This window comes from Ketobacter sp. MCCC 1A13808, assembly GCF_009746715.1.
In the GTDB taxonomy this organism is placed as follows: Bacteria; Pseudomonadota; Gammaproteobacteria; order Pseudomonadales; family Ketobacteraceae; genus Ketobacter.
On record NZ_VRKW01000009.1, the window covers coordinates 18,003 to 33,720 of the forward strand.

Here is a 15,718-nt window from a genome sequence, read left to right on the forward strand (position 1 = left end):
CCATGCCCTTCATTTCGTTTTATCACCTTTCATTTTTACAAACATATCGCGCAATTCATTTTGAACAATCGGCCAGAAATCTTTCAGGGTATCCCAGCGATTTTCCATCGTCGCCAGATAGGCTTCCAGATTATCTATGGCCTGGTGCTGGTCGGACTCTTCCAATTGTTTGAGTTGCACTTTTAACTCTGCGATGGATCGTTCCAATTCAGCAATATGTAGTTCCAGTTCCTGCTTTTTAGTTGTGGTTTCCATTTACCTGCTCCGGCGAAATACAAATAAAAGTGATTGCAATAATCCCGGGTCAGACCCCCAGAAGATTACTCCCGCCAATCAAAACTAAAGGCGCTATAAAAAACACAATCAAGACATAGCCAACTACATACAATTTGCTCTTCATGGTGGCTTCAGCCAGCTTATCGGCAGCCCAGAGCGGAATATCCCTCAGAAACGGGATACCGTAAATCAACACCACACCCAGGAAGTTATAGATCAAGTGTATTAATGCAATTTGCAATGCAAAGATCGCATTAGGGCCAGCCACTGCAGTCGCCGCCAATAGCGCAGTAATGCAGGTTCCGATGTTGGCACCAAGAGTAAATGGATAAATCTGCCGCAGGGAAAATACTCCGCTCCCTGCCAGAGGCACAATCAAACTGGTGGTCGTTGAGCTGGATTGAACCAGCACCGTGATCACGGTACCGGAAGTAATACCGGACACCGGGCCACGACCGACGGCCGAATGTAAAATGTCTTTGGCTTTACCCACCATTAACGATTTTAGTAATTTGCCGATAAGTGTAATTACGATGAAAATAGTCACAATTCCGAGCACAGCCATGGCAATGCCTGTGGCCATATCAGGCAAGCCTCCCAGCACACTGCTTTCTAAGAACTTCACCGGAGGTTTTACAATAGGCTTAATAAAATCCAAGCCGCCCATGTCCATCGGGTCGCCCCCCACTAACAAGTTTGCGAGGCTAGCCCCCATCTTTTCAAGAAAGCCGAACATAATCTCCAGGGGCAGAAAGATTGCGACACTGAGCAAATTAAAAAAGTCGTGTACCGTTGCCGCAGCAAATGCCCGGCGAAATTCGTCTCCCTTGCGTACATGACCAAGGCTGACGATTGTATTGGTAATGGTGGTTCCGATATTCGCGCCCATCACCATGGGAATGGCGATACTCACCGGCAAGCCACCGGCAACAAGGCCAACAATAATAGACGTAACCGTACTGGAAGACTGAATAAGTGCGGTGGCAAGAGTACCGACCACCAAACCGGCAACGGGATTGCTCGCAAAAGCAAACAGTTCTTTAGCCTGCTCCCCTGCTGAGAGTTTGAAACCACTGCCGATTAATGAAACCGCAACCAGCAACAAGTAAATCAGTCCGGCAACCTGCAGCCATTTAATCCAACCAGGACCGGTGGAAGTCTGAGGTAATCCTTTGTCTGGTGTCGCAGCTTGTGTTGTGTGTGTCGTGGTTGCTGTCATAGCAAATATCCTGAAGGCGTTCGCAGTACAACTATCGGTCAATAAAGCAGCAAGTCGTAAAGCAACCTGCCCGCGCAGCTAACTCTGCTACGGCGAACCATATTAAAAATGAATGACATGTTCATGACAAAAAACACGAACACAGAACTTTCGTCAAAAAGACAACTATACGTCTGAGAGTGACCGGACTCATGCGCATCCGGCACCATATAAGGTACCCTGACACCATGCATTCCGAAACACCCCACAGGAGAATCTGAATGACCGAAGAAACTCTTCACTATTTCGCCTACGGCTCCAATTTATCCGTGAAACGATTGCAAAAAAGAGTTCCCGGAGCCACTCCCCTGGGTGTTTACTTCTTACCTGAGCACCAGCTCCTGTTTCATAAACAGGGCAAAGACGGTTCCGCCAAATGCGACGCCGCTCATACCGGAAACCCCACTGACCTGGTCTACGGTGTACTCTATACAATCCCCCGCCGGGAAAAACCGTTCCTGGATCTCGCAGAAGGACTCGGCGTGGGCTATCAAAGCCGGGATGTCACCATATTTGACGCTGATCAGCAACCTCAAACCGCCATGACTTACTACGCCATTTTGATTAACCGCAGAATGGCGCCATATAGTTGGTATAAAAGCCATGTTTTGACAGGAGCCAGAGAAGCCGGCCGGCCTGCTGAATACATTGAAAAAATCCAGCAAATAGAAGCAGTTGAAGATCAGGACTATGAACGGGAAATGCTGGAACGGAGCATTTACCTGCCCGTTTGAGGGAAATCAGGCTTCCGTTTCTGCACGGCAAAAACCTATATCAAAATATTTTGATATAGGTGGGATTCACTGTTAGACTTGCCCACCATGAATGCCGATGCCCAATCCACAGTGCTGAACAAGCTAGTTCCTGACAACCTGACGTCCCTTGCCCTACTCTGCAAAGGCTGCGGCGACCCGTTGCGCCTGGAAGTTTTACGCACCCTGAAAACCGCCTCTTTTGGTGTACTGGAACTGTGTGACATTTTCGATATCAAGCAACCGGCCATGAGTCATCATCTGAAAGTCCTTACCAAAGCCGGGGCCATCACCCCCCGAAGGGAAGGCAACTCCATTTTTTATCGCCGGGTTTTAGCCGATACCGCTACACCGCTGGGGCAATTGTTAGCGTCACTGTACGCAAGCATCGATCAGGTACCGCTAGCATTGACCACCGCCGACAATATTCACCGCATAAAGCAAGAGCGCGAAGAAGTTTCCAGGGAATTTTTTGACCGTCATGCGGACCAATTCCGTGAGCAACAGGAATTGATTGCTCTGTTCGATCAATACGCCGGCAACGTCAAAGACATGCTGCTGCAAACCGATCCGCAAAAGGATCACAGCGCGCTGGAGATCGGACCCGGCGAAGGTGCATTCCTACCCACGCTGTCACAACTGTTCGGAACCGTCACCGCCATCGACATTTCCAAAGAGATGTTAGAAAAGGCAGAAGCATTACGGCAGCAACATCAACTGGATAACGTTACGCTACTGTGTGCCGATACCGAAGATGCCGTGCAGCAGGCCAAACAGTTTGATCGCATCGTCTGCAATATGGTTTTACATCACGTACCGTCGCCGGCTGATGTTTTTGAAGATTGCACCCGGTTATTAAAAAGTGGCGGCACATTAGTGGTGGCGGATTTATGTCACCACGATCAGGATTGGGCAAAACAAAGCTGCGGTGATTTGTGGCTGGGTTTTGACCCTGAAGAGTTAACCGATTGGGCGCAAGAAGCCGGATTGGACAGCAAGGACAGTCTCTATCTGGGACTACGAAACGGGTTTCAGATTCAGATCAGACGTTTCGACAAACTTTAACATTGAACGCAAGCAAAGGAATCGAGTGTAATGAGCGAATACTCCATTTTCACATCAGAATCGGTCTCTGAAGGCCATCCCGATAAAATGGCAGACCAGATATCAGACGCTGTGCTGGATGCCATTATTAAAGACGATCCGCACGCCCGTGTGGCGGTGGAAACTATGGTTAAAACCGGTATGGCCGTTATCGCCGGAGAGGTTCGCACCAACACCTACGTCGATCTGGAAGACATCGTACGTAACGTAATTCTGGACATCGGTTATAACAGTTCTGATGTCGGATTTGATGGTGCCTCTTGTGCCGTTCTAAATGCTATCGGCAAACAATCTGCCGACATTGCAGTGGGCGTCGACGAAGCCGAAGACAAAGACCTGGGTGCAGGTGATCAGGGTTTAATGTTCGGATACGCCACCAATGAAACAGACGTACTGATGCCGGCAGCGATACATTATTCACATCGTTTAGTTCAGCGTCAGGCCTATTTACGTAAAAACAAAATTTTATCCTGGCTGCGTCCGGACGCCAAAAGCCAGGTCACACTGCGCTACGAAAATGGCAAGCCTGTTGCTGTAGATGCGGTCGTTCTGTCTACCCAACATGATGAAGGTGTAAAGCTGGCCGATCTGCGCGAAGCCATTATGGAAGAACTGATCAAAAACGTACTTCCGGCTGAGTGGCTGCACAAGGATACTCAATATCACATCAATCCGACCGGCCAGTTTATTATCGGCGGGCCTGTAGGTGATTGTGGTCTGACCGGCCGTAAAATTATCGTCGACACTTACGGCGGCGCGGCGCGTCATGGTGGTGGTGCGTTCTCTGGTAAAGATCCTTCCAAAGTGGATCGCTCTGCTGCTTATGCCGGCCGCTATGTTGCAAAAAACATTGTCGCGGCAGGTCTGGCCGACCGATGCGAAATTCAGGTTTCTTATGCCATTGGTGTAGCTGAACCGACTTCAATTTCAATCAATACGTTCGGCACCAACAAAGTCAGCGAAGAACAGATCGCCGGCCTGGTACGTGAACACTTTGACCTGCGCCCGCGCGGTGTTATTGAAATGCTGGATCTGCGCCGACCTATTTATCGTGCCACTGCAGCCTATGGTCACTTTGGCCGTGAAGAAGCAGAGTTCACTTGGGAAAAGACCGACAAAGCAGCCATTTTGCGCGACGCTGCCAATATTTAAATTCATTCAACTATTTACTCTTCAAAGGGCTGAACTATGAACGCCGTTCTCGAAAACAATTTTAGCGATTATAAAGTTGCTGACATCTCACAGGCCGACTATGGCCGCCGCGAAATCGAAATCGCTGAAGGCGAAATGCCTGCGCTGATGGCACTGCGCACCAAGTACAAAGCGGAACAACCCCTGAAAGGCGCAAAGATCATGGGTTGCATTCACATGACCATTCAAACCGCTGTATTGATCGAAACACTGATCGAGCTGGGTGCAGATGTACGCTGGTCTTCCTGTAATATTTTTTCCACACAGGATCACGCTGCTGCTGCAGTCGCCGCTGCCGGCATTCCAGTGTTTGCCTGGAAAGGTGAAACCGAAGAAGAGTTCTGGTGGTGCATAGAGCAAACCGTTCTGAGCGAAGGCAAAGAGTGGGACGCCAATATGATTCTGGACGACGGCGGTGACTTAACCCTGTTGTTACATGACAAATACCCGCACATGCTGGACCGCATTCACGGTATTTCAGAAGAAACCACTACCGGTGTGCACCGTCTGTTGGAAATGCTGGAAAAAGGCACCCTGAAAGTTCCCGCGATCAATGTCAACGACGCCGTAACCAAATCCAAAAACGACAACAAATACGGTTGTCGCCACAGTCTGAGTGACGCCATCAAACGTGGCACCGACCATCTGCTATCCGGTAAGAAAGCGTTAGTGATCGGCTACGGAGACGTAGGCAAAGGATCTGCTGCTTCGTTGCGTCAGGAAGGCATGATTGTGCGGGTCACTGAAATCGATCCGATTTGCGCAATGCAAGCCTGTATGGACGGTTTTGAAGTGTTGTCTCCCTATAACGACGGGATCAATGACGGCAGCGAAAATTGCATTAACACAGCACTGTTGCAGAACACCGATCTGGTGGTTACCACCACCGGTAACGTCAACGTCTGTGATGCCAATATGCTGAAAGGCCTGAAGAACGGCGCAGTCGTATGCAATATCGGTCACTTCGACAGTGAGATTGATACAGCGTTTATGCGTAAGAATTGGGAATGGCAGGAAATTAAGCCTCAGGTTCACAAAATCTACCGCGACAAAGCCAGCAACAACCACTTGATCCTGTTATCCGAAGGTCGTCTGGTCAACCTGGGCAATGCCACAGGCCACCCATCACGCATTATGGATGGATCTTTCGCCAATCAGGTTCTGGCGCAAATCTATTTGTGGGAACGCAAGTTTGCCGACCTGCCTGCAGCAGAAAAGCAATCCAATCTGTATGTAAATGTGCTGCCGAAAAAGCTGGACGAAGAAGTCGCTGCAGAAATGGTGCGTGGCTTTGGCGGGGTGATTACGCGTATGACCGACACCCAGGCGGAATACATTAACATTCCGGTTGAAGGTCCTTTTAAACCAGACAGCTATAAGTACTGAACAATGAATTCACAAACGCAATATGATAAACGCTACAGCTTTGAATTCTTCCCACCAAAGACCGACGCCGGTGTGGAAAAGCTAAAGCGCGTACAACAGGAGCTGGCGGCGAAAAGCCCCAGCTTCTTCTCTGTCACTTATGGTGCCGGCGGCTCTACTCGGGATCGCACGTTTCAAACCGTAACGCAGGTGAAGCAGAATACCGGTATTAGTACTGCACCTCACTTATCTTGTGTAGGGGATAGCAAATCACAATTGGGGGAAATTCTGCAGCAATATGTCTCCAACGGGATTGAGCGTATCGTTGCCCTGCGCGGAGATTTGCCGTCAGGGATGGGAGCCTCTATTGGCGAGCTGAAATACGCCAGTGATCTGGTTGCATTTATCCGCGAACAGACAGGTGATCATTTCCATCTTGAAGTTGCTGCTTATCCGGAAATGCACCCTCAGGCAAAGAGTATGAACGCCGATCTGGACGCCTTCAGAGCCAAAGTGGAAGCCGGTGCCAATAGCGCTATCACTCAGTATTTTTTCAATATCGATGCCTATAAGTTTTTCGTGGATAGCTGCGAAAAAAGAGGACTGGATATTCCGGTGGTACCCGGCATCATGCCCATCATAAATTACGAAAACCTAGTTCGGTTTTCTCAAATGTGCGGTGCAGAAATTCCGCGCTGGATTCGGGTTCGGATGGAATCTTATTCCGGTGATCCAACTTCCGTTCTGCAGTTTGGCGAAGAGGTCATCACCAGTCTGTGCCAGTCACTACTGGGGATGGGCGCGCCCGGTTTGCATTTCTATACAATGAACCAGTCCGCACCGACCCTGGCAATTTGGGATAACCTGGATCTGAGTTAACGTCGCCCACTGCCCAGACAGATCATCGGCTATCGGAAGGCTAGATAAGAATCGCTTTCAGTTAGCTCGCACTGCAGGCAGGACGGTAGTGGTGACCTGCGGTTCGCCTATTCATCCCCCGGATAAATTGTTAGTATGTGCCGGACGCAGGTGCCCCATCCGGGGATAATCGGGAAGTATGGTTCATGATTCCATCGCTGCCCCCGCATCGGTAAACGAGATTAGTTTGTTAATCCACTGGAGTATTCACTCTGGGAAGGAACAATCGAGGATAGGTCCCGCAAGACTATCATCTCCAAGCCCGAAGACCGGCCTGCACATTCATTCAAATTCTGTACGGTGGGTACAAAGGGAAAACATTATGACCAAATTCCGTTGCTCAGCAACCGCTCAACCGGTTCATCGCGATCACGCCCCCTGGCCAATCAATTCCGCTTGCTGCCTCCTGCCAACCCGGTAGCCAATGATTTCTGCTAGCGGCCTGTGCCGGCTGGCAGAATCGACCACCCCACGAATCTGGTTAGCCTATGAAAACTGCCCGCTGCCCCGCCCTGTTCCTGACTGCACCTTCTTCCGGCCAGGGTAAAACCACGGTGACCGCCTCACTCGCACGTTTGCTTCAGCGACAGGGCAAGATTGTCCGGGTGTTCAAAACCGGCCCTGATTATCTGGACCCGCAAATCCTGCAACAAGCATCCGGGCAACCGGTTGAGCAACTGGATTTGTGGATGGCCGGTGAATCCTATTGCCAACAAATGCTGTTTGATGCCGCACAACAGGCCGATATCATTTTGGTGGAAGGGGCGATGGGCATGTTCGATGGCGACCCATCCAGTGCGGATTTGGCAGCAAAGTTTTCCATCCCATTGGCGATTGTGATGGATGTCAAGGGCATGGCGCAAACGGCGGCAGCGGTGGTTACCGGGTTAGCGAATTTTCGTTCTGATATTAACGTGGTGGGTTTGCTGGCTAACAACTGTGGATCAGACCGGCACCGGGAATTGATTGAGAACGCATTGCCCCCCCATTTACCTTTGATTGCTTCGCTAAAACGCGCGGATGACGTCACTCTACCGGAGCGCCATCTGGGATTAGTCCAGGCGAGTGAAGTTACAGAACAATTGGAGCGGTGTTTTGAGGCTGGGGCGGACTGGCTGGAAACGGCCGGTATCAATAATTTTATCAGCGCCTTACAGCCCGTTGTCTTTCAACAACCCGAGATCGAATCCACCAAACCGTCACGCTTCGAACCATTGCTTTCGCAACAGCCTTTAGCGAATAAAACCATTGCCATCGCCAAAGATGCCGCCTTCAGCTTTATTTATCAATCCAATGTGCAGATGTTGCAGGAACTGGGTGCAAACATTACCTATTTTTCGCCTCTGGCTGATCGCCAACTGCCTGCAGCCGATGCACTTTGGTTCCCGGGCGGCTATCCGGAACTGCATACACGCGCCCTTTCTGAAAATCACGCATTGCTTTCCGAGCTGAACACCTTTTTTGAGCAGGACAAACCCATTCTGGCAGAATGCGGCGGACTGCTGTATTGCCTGCAAACACTCACCGATTTGGACGGGGTTTCGTTTCCCCTGGCAGGGCTCATTACCGGACATGGTTCCATGCGTGGTAAACGCGGTTGTCAAGGTATGCAAACCGCTCAACTACCGGAGGGCGATGTGCGAGCCCATGCTCATCACCGTTCCCGCAGTCATGATACGCCCGCACCCATCGCCCACGGAAAACGACAAAAACATCCGGCCCCAGGCGAGGCGATTTATCGGCAACGTCATTTAACAGCGACCTATTTGCATTTATTTTTTCCCTCCAATCCGGATGCGATTGCCGCTTTATTTAATCCGCAATTCGCAACATCGGCTTTTACGCAGACGCAGTATGCCAAAGCTCCGGAAGCCGAAATTAACGCAAAAACAGCCAACAAAATTGCAGGTATTTCAAATGTGGCCGGAGAGTGAAGAGCGAAATCCAGGCCAGACGCTACGGACCGGTTTAACTACCGGATCCTGTGCAACGGCCTGTTGTGTAGCTGCCGCGCACAGTCTGTTGAAACAAAGCCAGCCGGCTTCCGTCACCATCACCTTGCCCAAAGGTCGTCAGGTTGAATTAAAAATTGAAAATTACCGACACCATAACCAAACGGCTATAACCCGCACGATCAAAGATGCGGGCGACGATCCCGATGCAACTCACGGCGCCACTGTCTTTGTTGAGCTGACGCTACTGACAGAGCCCGGAATTATTTTTAAGGCCGCAAAAGGCGTCGGCACCGTGACCCGGAATGGGCTGCTATTGGATGTGGGCGAACCCGCTATAAACCCGGTCCCGCGCAAAATGATGACCGATCATTTACAGTCACTGGCAGATTTCTATCAATACCCGGGTGGCTTCGAAGTGGCGGTGGGCGTCGAAGACGGCGAACAGATCGCACAAAAAACCATGAACCCGCGACTGGGTATCATCGGCGGGCTTTCTATTCTGGGTACCACCGGCATTGTGCGACCGTTTTCCTGCTCAGCCTGGATTGCCTCTATTCATCAGGGAATTGATGTGGCCAATGCCAACGGTATCACTCACATTGCAGCCACAACAGGAAACAGCAGTGAAAATGCCATTCGTGAACACTATCAATTGCCGGATGTGGCATTAATAGAAATGGGGGATTTTGCCGGTGCGGTGTTAAAACATATAAAAGCCTTACCACCGTTATCCGGCATTCAAAAACTGACTATCTGTGGCGGGTTTGGAAAAATGACCAAGTTAGCCAACGGACATTTGGATTTGAATAGCCGTGTATCTGCGATCGATTTTGAACAGATGGCGGCACTGGCTCAATCATTAGGAGCGAACGACGCCTTAGTGAAAAATATTCAGCAAGCCAACACCAGTATTGACGTGTTGAATCAGTGTAGGGATCAACGCATTGATCTGGCTGGTGCCATTTGTGAGAACGCTCGCATGGTCGCACGCCGGTATGTACCGGAGCAAATGGAACTGGAGGTCTGGGCCATAAACCGGCAAGGCCAATTTATCGGTTCAGCTCAGGCCGCCAACCATTCGGGAGCGTCATTGTGAGCCTGCTAATTTTAGGTGGCACCCGGGATGGAAAACGACTTGCAGACCGTTTGCACACTTTTTTACCAGACACCTGTCCTGTCATTTACAGTATTGCCGGTCTGGTACGGGAACCGGAATTACCCTGCACCGTGATTAGCGGTGGTTTCGCTCAGTACGGCGGCTTGAGCCGCTATGTAAAGGAACAGGGAATCCGCGCCATTCTTGATGCAACCCACCCTTATGCTGCACGGATCAGCGCCAGCGCCATCCTGGCAGCCCGCGCGAATCGGATTCCCTATTGGCAATGGCAACGCGCAGCCTGGAAACCGCAATCGCATGATTCCTGGGTGGAATTTGATTCCTGGGATTATTTATTGCCGAAACTTTCCCGCTTCCGTTCGGTGTTACTTGCAATCGGGCGCCCACCGGAAGTGGTGTTACGGTACTGCATGAATAATCCGGCTATTCACTTCACCATTCGCACGGCAGCAGCACAGCCAAAGATTCAGGCAGCCAATATTTTCTGGGTCGACGCGATCGGCCCCTTCACGGTTGCGGAAGAACACGCGCTTTTTACTCACCAGGCCATCGATACCGTGGTCTGTAAAAACAGCGGTGGAGACGCGACCGCCGCCAAACTTGAGGTTGCTCGTGAATCGGGACTCCCCGTTTTTATGCTCAAACGGCCCGGCCTTCCTCTGGCAGACAAATCGTTCCGGAAAATGGACGAGTGTGAACGTTACATCGCATCTTATGCCGCGATTCCAGGACAAAAAAATGCAGTTTGATTACGAGAAAAATCCGCAAAGCATCGAATCCAAAAGTTTTGAAATTATTCGGGCACTAGTCAATCTTGAACAATTCAACCGGGAACAACAACAAATTGTGATGCGGGTGATACACAGTCTCGGTCTTCCTCAGCTGGCGGAACAAATCCGCTTCAGCGCACAAGCCTGTGAAAGCGGATTACATGCGCTCGCTCATGATTGCCCTATTCTATGCGACGTTGAGATGGTCAGGCAGGGCATCACCAAGCGCATGATAACGCAGCAACCAATGTGCTTTCTGAATCACGCGGATACCGTCGAACGTGCCAAATTGTCGGGTGAAACACGCACTATGGCCGCACTGGAAAGCTGGCGCGATCAGTTGGCCGGAAGTGTGGTAATTATCGGTAACGCCCCTACCGCGCTGTTCCGCCTGCTGGAAATGCTGGCGGCAGGAGCCGATAAACCCGCACTGATCATCGGCATGCCGGTGGGATTTGTGGGTGCGGCCGAATCGAAATCGGCGTTATGGGAACACCATACCAGTCTGGGGATAGAATGCATTACCCTACTTGGCCGTGAAGGCGGCAGTGCTGTGGCCGCTGCAACCTGTAATGCATTGCTACGCTGCCTGCGAGGTGAATACTACTGATGTCCGGTGATTATTCAGCAATGCATATCGTTGGTTTGGGTGTCGCGTCACGAGCACAGCTTTCCGCTGAAGCGCAACACGCGCTGATGAATTGCGACCAAATTTATGGCTCTGTACGGCAGCTGGCCACCATCGCTCATTACCTGGAAAATCATCGCACCCAAACCGAAACCACTGAATTGCCTAAACTGACTGAACTGGAACAAAAGCTACGTCAGCGCGGGGCCAAAAAGATCGTGATATTGGCTTCCGGTGATCCACTGTTTTATGGCATCGGGCGCTGGCTCGGCCAACAATTTTTACCGAGCGAACTGGTTTTCTATCCCGCGATTTCGAGCGTTCAAGCCGCCTGCCACCGGCTTGGCTTATCACTTCAGGACACCACGGTCCTCAGTCTGCATGGCAGGCCTCCGGAAATCCTACGCACCGCATTAAAAGCCAAGTCCACCGTGGTAATACTTACGGACAAGAACAGTCAGCCAGCAAGGATTGCCCAAGAATGCAGTCAGGCCGGCTATACACGAAGCCGGATTACTGTCTGTGAGAACCTGGGCTATACGAGCGAACGAGTGCGGAATTTCCCGATTCACGAATTGATTGACGGCCAGGTCACGTTCGATCCACTGCACATCACTATCGTTCAGGTTGAAGGACAAAGCAGCACTTTACCCCAGTTCCCGGGCTTTGCGGATGTCTTATTCGAAACCGGATCGGCACCCGGCAGCGGTATGATCAGCAAGCGGGAAGTTCGCTTGCAAATTTTGTCGTACTTGCAGGCCGCCAATGACGATGTAGTTTGGGATATCGGAGCTGGTTGCGGCGGCGTAGCCATAGAACTTGCGTATTGGAATGCCCGCACCACAGTGTACGCAATTGAACAACATCCGCAACGGCTGCAATATTTGCAGGAAAACAGACGCCGTTTCGGTGTGGTCTCCAACCTTAAAATAAAGGAAGGACGCGCTCCCGCGTGCCTGGCTGAATTACCAGCGCCAGATAAAATATTTATCGGTGGCAGTGACGGCGAGTTAGCTGCTTTGCTGGACCAGGCCTGGAGCCGATTACCAATAAACGGCGTCCTGGTGGCCAGCGCCGTTATGGAAAGCACCCGTCATCAGCTCAGCGGGTTTGCTGAAGCCGTTGTAAACGCACGCGTCGAATCGGTAATCTTGGCGGTTAAGCGTGGCACAGTTTCGGGCAACAGGCTGAGTTATAAAGATAAATTACCCGTCGAGATTTTTAGTTTTACTAAAACCGGTGACTTGCCATGAGCGCTCTATTTATCGGCGTCGGCGTCGGCCCCGGGGATCCGGAGCTCATCACTCTGAAAGCCGCCCGCCTTATTGGTGAAGCCGATGTCATCAGTTATATCTGTAATGAAGCAGGACAATCTCAAGCTAAGAATATTGCCTCTGCTGTACTCGGCAACCCGCAGCGACTTCAGGACGAAATTCCTATCTTTATGCCAATGAGCGAAGACCGAAGCATCGCCAACGGTATCTATGATCAATCTGCAGTTAAAATACAAGCCGCGCTCGACAGGAATAGAAAAGTTGTCTTTTTATGTGAGGGCGATCCGTTGTTTTTCGGTTCATTCGGTTATCTTCTTGAACGCCTGAAAGCAGCGAACGCTTGTCTCGTTGTGCCCGGCATCTCGTCGGTACAAGCGGCATCGTCAGCGTTGCAGCTACCGCTAACGGTGCTCACAGAATCCTTTGCCGTGGTCAGCGGACGGCACTCAGAAACAGAAATCGTTCGAACTCTGCAACAACATGATTCGGTAGTCATCATGAAAGCCGGGCGGGCACGGCAGAAAATCCTGCAGGCACTCGCCCGCGCAGACCGCACCGCCGATGCACGCTATCTGGAATACATCGGACGACCGGAACAAGTAATCCGGGAAGATATAGAACAACTTCGCCAGGAACCCGGCCCCTATTTTTCATTATTTGTGGTCACCCGTTCAGAGAGAGGACATCGGTAATGGGTTCCCGCGTGCTGAACAGGCCAATACGTATCGTGGCCCTCACCGAACCCGGTCGGGCACTGTCGGACAAACTGCATCTTGCGCTGACCGCCACCGCCCATGATTGCGAACAGTGGTTTAAACCGAAGCCGTTTACCGAACAGGTTCAGAATGCCTTTAGCAGCGGATCAGCATTGGTTTTAATTTGCGCTACCGGCATTGCTGTGCGCACTCTAGCGCCCGTTATCCGTGATAAAAAAAGCGATCCACCGGTGCTGGTGCTGGATGAAAGCGGCAAGTTTGTCATCCCGATTCTATCTGGCCACGAAGGCGGTGCGAATCAATGGGCAGCGGAAGTCGCCGCTATGATTCAGGCACAACCGGTGATTACCAGCGCCAACGCTTATCTTAATCCGCGTTACGTAGCCGGTATGGGCTGTGAGCGAAATTGTCCCACTGAGGAATTACAATCGTTGCTGGAAAACAGCGTAGCTCAAGCGGGTATTTCTCTACAACAAATCAGCAGCATTACCAGCATTGACATTAAACACGATGAAGCGGGATTAATTGAACTGGCCAGTAAAATGGGAGCCTCCTACCACACGTTCAGCGCATCTGAATTGTCCCGTGTGGAAGCACAACTCACCACCCGATCCGAGTATGTATTCAATACAGTCGGCGTTTACGGCGTTGCGGAATCGGCAGCATTGACCGGAGCCCGTCGCTTAGGCGATGGCCTGTGCGAACTGATTTTACCGAAACAGAAATCGCGCAAAGCCACTTGCGCTATTGCGCGAATTTACTCAACACAATCTTAAACAGGAATTACCCGCTTTTATGAGCACATTGTATGTAGTCAGCGCCGGCCCCGGAGACAGCGAGCTGGTATCACCCAAGTCACTTGCGGCCATCGAAGCCAGTAGCGATCTGGTCGCTTATGGCCTGTATCTTCAATTGCTCGGGGACGTTTGCAACGACAAAACACATCATGACCTGCCGTTAGGGGAAGAAATCAATCGTGCACGACTGGCTCTGGATCTTGCCGCCAGCGGTAAAACAACAGCGCTGATTTCCAGTGGTGATATTGGTATATATGCAATGGCAACCCTGGTGTTTGAATTACTCGATCAGCAACTCAACGGCCAGGAAAATAAACCCGAGTGGCTGGATGTCGAGATCGAAGTGATTCCCGGCATTTCAGCAATGCAGGCCGCGGCCAGTCGTGTAGGTGCGTTGCTGGGCCATGATTTTTGTACCATCTCATTATCGGACCTGCTAACCCCTTGGCAAACAATTGAAAAACGATTGCACGCCTGCGGGCAAGGCGATTTTGTGGTGTCGTTTTATAATCCCAAATCCAAAACCCGTGACTGGCAGATGGGTGCCGCGCGGGATATTCTGCTGCAATACCGTCCCGGCACTACACCCGTGGTTCTGGGGCGGCAGCTTACCCGTGCCGATGAACAGATCACCCTTACCACGCTGCAAGCATTTTCGGTAGATGACGTCGATATGTTCACTCTTGTCAGCGTTGGCAATAGCGAGTCGCGGCATATTGTGAATGGCGATAAAGAGTGGGTTTACACTCCGCGAGGTTATAAAAAGAAATTATGACAGTTTATTTTATTGGTGCAGGGCCAGGTGATCCGGATTTGATTACCATTAAGGCGCAACGACTTATCGATCGGTGTCCCGTCATTTTATATGCTGGTTCGCTGGTTCCCCGCCAGTTATTTGCTGGTGTCGAAGACCGTGCTGAAGCCATAATGGACACTGCGTCGATGTGTCTGGATGAGATCATCGAACATATCGAAGCAGCTCACGCGGCCGGAAAAGACGTTGCCAGGGTGCATTCCGGCGATCCGTCCGTATACGGCGCTATAGGTGAACAGATTCGTCGCCTGCAGCCCCTGGGAATCGATTTCGAAATAATTCCCGGTGTCACAGCAACGTCTGCTTCGGCGGCCTGGCTGGGCAAGGAACTGACCCTGTCGGGCATCACCCAAACCATTATCATGACCCGCTATGAAGGCAAAACCCCCTTTCCGGAACGGGAACGATTACCTGCCCTAGCGGCCATCGGAGCGACTTTGGCTATTCACCTGGGCGTAACCCGGATACACAAAATTGTCGAAGAACTCATTCCCCATTACGGCCATGATTGCCCGATCGCTGTCTGTTATCGAACCGGTTGGCCGGATCAGGATAAGGTCATAGGCACTCTGGATGATATTGTCGAAAAAGTGCGGGCAAAGAAGTTCACCCGTACCTCACTAATATTAGTGGGGCGTGCGATGGCAGCCGAGGGTTTCCAAGACTCCTATCTTTACGATGACCAGCAGGCCCACGTCTACCGGCCAAAATTTAAACCTGCGGTAAAACGCAACGTGGACAGTGCACTGGCACACCCTAAAACCAAGAATCAGTAACAGAGCG

The 15,718-nt window shown here is 51.0% G+C and carries 16 protein-coding genes and 1 riboswitch; of the genes, 14 read left to right on the top strand and 2 right to left on the bottom strand.

The window, feature by feature from the left end:
* Positions 1-9: 9 nt before the first annotated feature.
* Positions 10-255 carry a hypothetical protein gene (locus FT643_RS15855; protein ID WP_156872401.1) on the bottom strand — a complete coding sequence of 82 codons (246 nt, stop codon included), beginning with the start codon at positions 253-255 and terminating at the stop codon, positions 10-12.
* Positions 256-304: 49 nt separating this feature from the next.
* Positions 305-1,495, bottom strand: a complete 1,191-nt coding sequence (locus FT643_RS15860; protein ID WP_156872402.1) for a Na/Pi symporter — start codon at positions 1,493-1,495, stop codon at positions 305-307.
* A 260-nt stretch (positions 1,496-1,755) separates the two neighbouring features.
* Here FT643_RS15860 and FT643_RS15865 point away from each other — a divergent pair, with 260 nt between their 5' ends.
* The 14 genes from FT643_RS15865 to cobM all read left to right on the top strand — a co-directional run bounded on the left by FT643_RS15865 (position 1,756) and on the right by cobM (position 15,711).
* Positions 1,756-2,268 carry a gamma-glutamylcyclotransferase family protein gene (locus FT643_RS15865; RefSeq protein ID WP_156872403.1) on the top strand — a complete coding sequence of 171 codons (513 nt, stop codon included), beginning with the start codon at positions 1,756-1,758 and terminating at the stop codon, positions 2,266-2,268.
* Between the two features lie 87 nt (positions 2,269-2,355).
* Positions 2,356-3,351, top strand: a complete 996-nt coding sequence (locus FT643_RS15870; RefSeq protein WP_156872530.1) for an ArsR/SmtB family transcription factor — start codon at positions 2,356-2,358, stop codon at positions 3,349-3,351.
* A gap of 30 nt (positions 3,352-3,381) precedes the next feature.
* Complete coding sequence (gene metK, locus FT643_RS15875) at positions 3,382-4,542, top strand: methionine adenosyltransferase (RefSeq protein ID WP_156872404.1); 1,161 nt, start codon at positions 3,382-3,384, stop codon at positions 4,540-4,542.
* A gap of 36 nt (positions 4,543-4,578) precedes the next feature.
* Positions 4,579-5,967, top strand: a complete 1,389-nt coding sequence (ahcY, locus tag FT643_RS15880; RefSeq protein WP_156872405.1) for an adenosylhomocysteinase — start codon at positions 4,579-4,581, stop codon at positions 5,965-5,967.
* Between the two features lie 3 nt (positions 5,968-5,970).
* Complete coding sequence (metF, locus tag FT643_RS15885) at positions 5,971-6,825, top strand: methylenetetrahydrofolate reductase [NAD(P)H] (RefSeq protein ID WP_156872406.1); 855 nt, start codon at positions 5,971-5,973, stop codon at positions 6,823-6,825.
* Positions 6,826-6,956: 131 nt separating this feature from the next.
* Positions 6,957-7,156, top strand: a riboswitch (cobalamin riboswitch).
* 196 nt (positions 7,157-7,352) lie between these two features.
* A complete protein-coding gene (locus FT643_RS15890; protein WP_156872407.1) occupies positions 7,353-8,798 on the top strand; it encodes a cobyrinate a,c-diamide synthase in 1,446 nt (481 codons plus the stop codon).
* Complete coding sequence (locus FT643_RS15895; RefSeq protein ID WP_156872408.1) at positions 8,782-9,915, top strand: cobalt-precorrin-5B (C(1))-methyltransferase; 1,134 nt, start codon at positions 8,782-8,784, stop codon at positions 9,913-9,915. Before FT643_RS15890 ends, FT643_RS15895 begins: the two co-directional genes overlap by 17 nt.
* Complete coding sequence (locus tag FT643_RS15900) at positions 9,912-10,685, top strand: precorrin-6A/cobalt-precorrin-6A reductase (RefSeq protein ID WP_198043609.1); 774 nt, start codon at positions 9,912-9,914, stop codon at positions 10,683-10,685. Before FT643_RS15895 ends, FT643_RS15900 begins: the two co-directional genes overlap by 4 nt.
* A complete protein-coding gene (locus FT643_RS15905) occupies positions 10,675-11,316 on the top strand; it encodes a precorrin-8X methylmutase (RefSeq protein WP_156872410.1) in 642 nt (213 codons plus the stop codon). The genes FT643_RS15900 and FT643_RS15905 overlap by 11 nt, the downstream gene beginning before the upstream one ends.
* Positions 11,316-12,587 carry a precorrin-6y C5,15-methyltransferase (decarboxylating) subunit CbiE gene (gene cbiE, locus FT643_RS15910; RefSeq protein ID WP_156872411.1) on the top strand — a complete coding sequence of 424 codons (1,272 nt, stop codon included), beginning with the start codon at positions 11,316-11,318 and terminating at the stop codon, positions 12,585-12,587. Before FT643_RS15905 ends, cbiE begins: the two co-directional genes overlap by 1 nt.
* On the top strand, positions 12,584-13,300 hold the full coding sequence (cobI, locus tag FT643_RS15915; RefSeq protein ID WP_156872412.1) for a precorrin-2 C(20)-methyltransferase: 717 nt from the start codon (positions 12,584-12,586) through the stop codon (positions 13,298-13,300). Before cbiE ends, cobI begins: the two co-directional genes overlap by 4 nt.
* Entirely contained in the window at positions 13,300-14,100 is an 801-nt protein-coding gene (locus FT643_RS15920) for a cobalt-precorrin 5A hydrolase (RefSeq protein WP_156872413.1), read from the top strand. The genes cobI and FT643_RS15920 overlap by 1 nt, the downstream gene beginning before the upstream one ends.
* Before the next feature lie 19 nt (positions 14,101-14,119).
* Positions 14,120-14,896 carry a precorrin-3B C(17)-methyltransferase gene (gene cobJ / locus FT643_RS15925; RefSeq protein WP_156872414.1) on the top strand — a complete coding sequence of 259 codons (777 nt, stop codon included), beginning with the start codon at positions 14,120-14,122 and terminating at the stop codon, positions 14,894-14,896.
* The gene (gene cobM, locus FT643_RS15930; protein ID WP_156872415.1) at positions 14,893-15,711 is read left to right on the top strand and encodes a precorrin-4 C(11)-methyltransferase; all 819 of its coding nucleotides are present in this window, start codon (positions 14,893-14,895) and stop codon (positions 15,709-15,711) included. The genes cobJ and cobM overlap by 4 nt, the downstream gene beginning before the upstream one ends.
* Positions 15,712-15,718 lie beyond the last annotated feature (7 nt).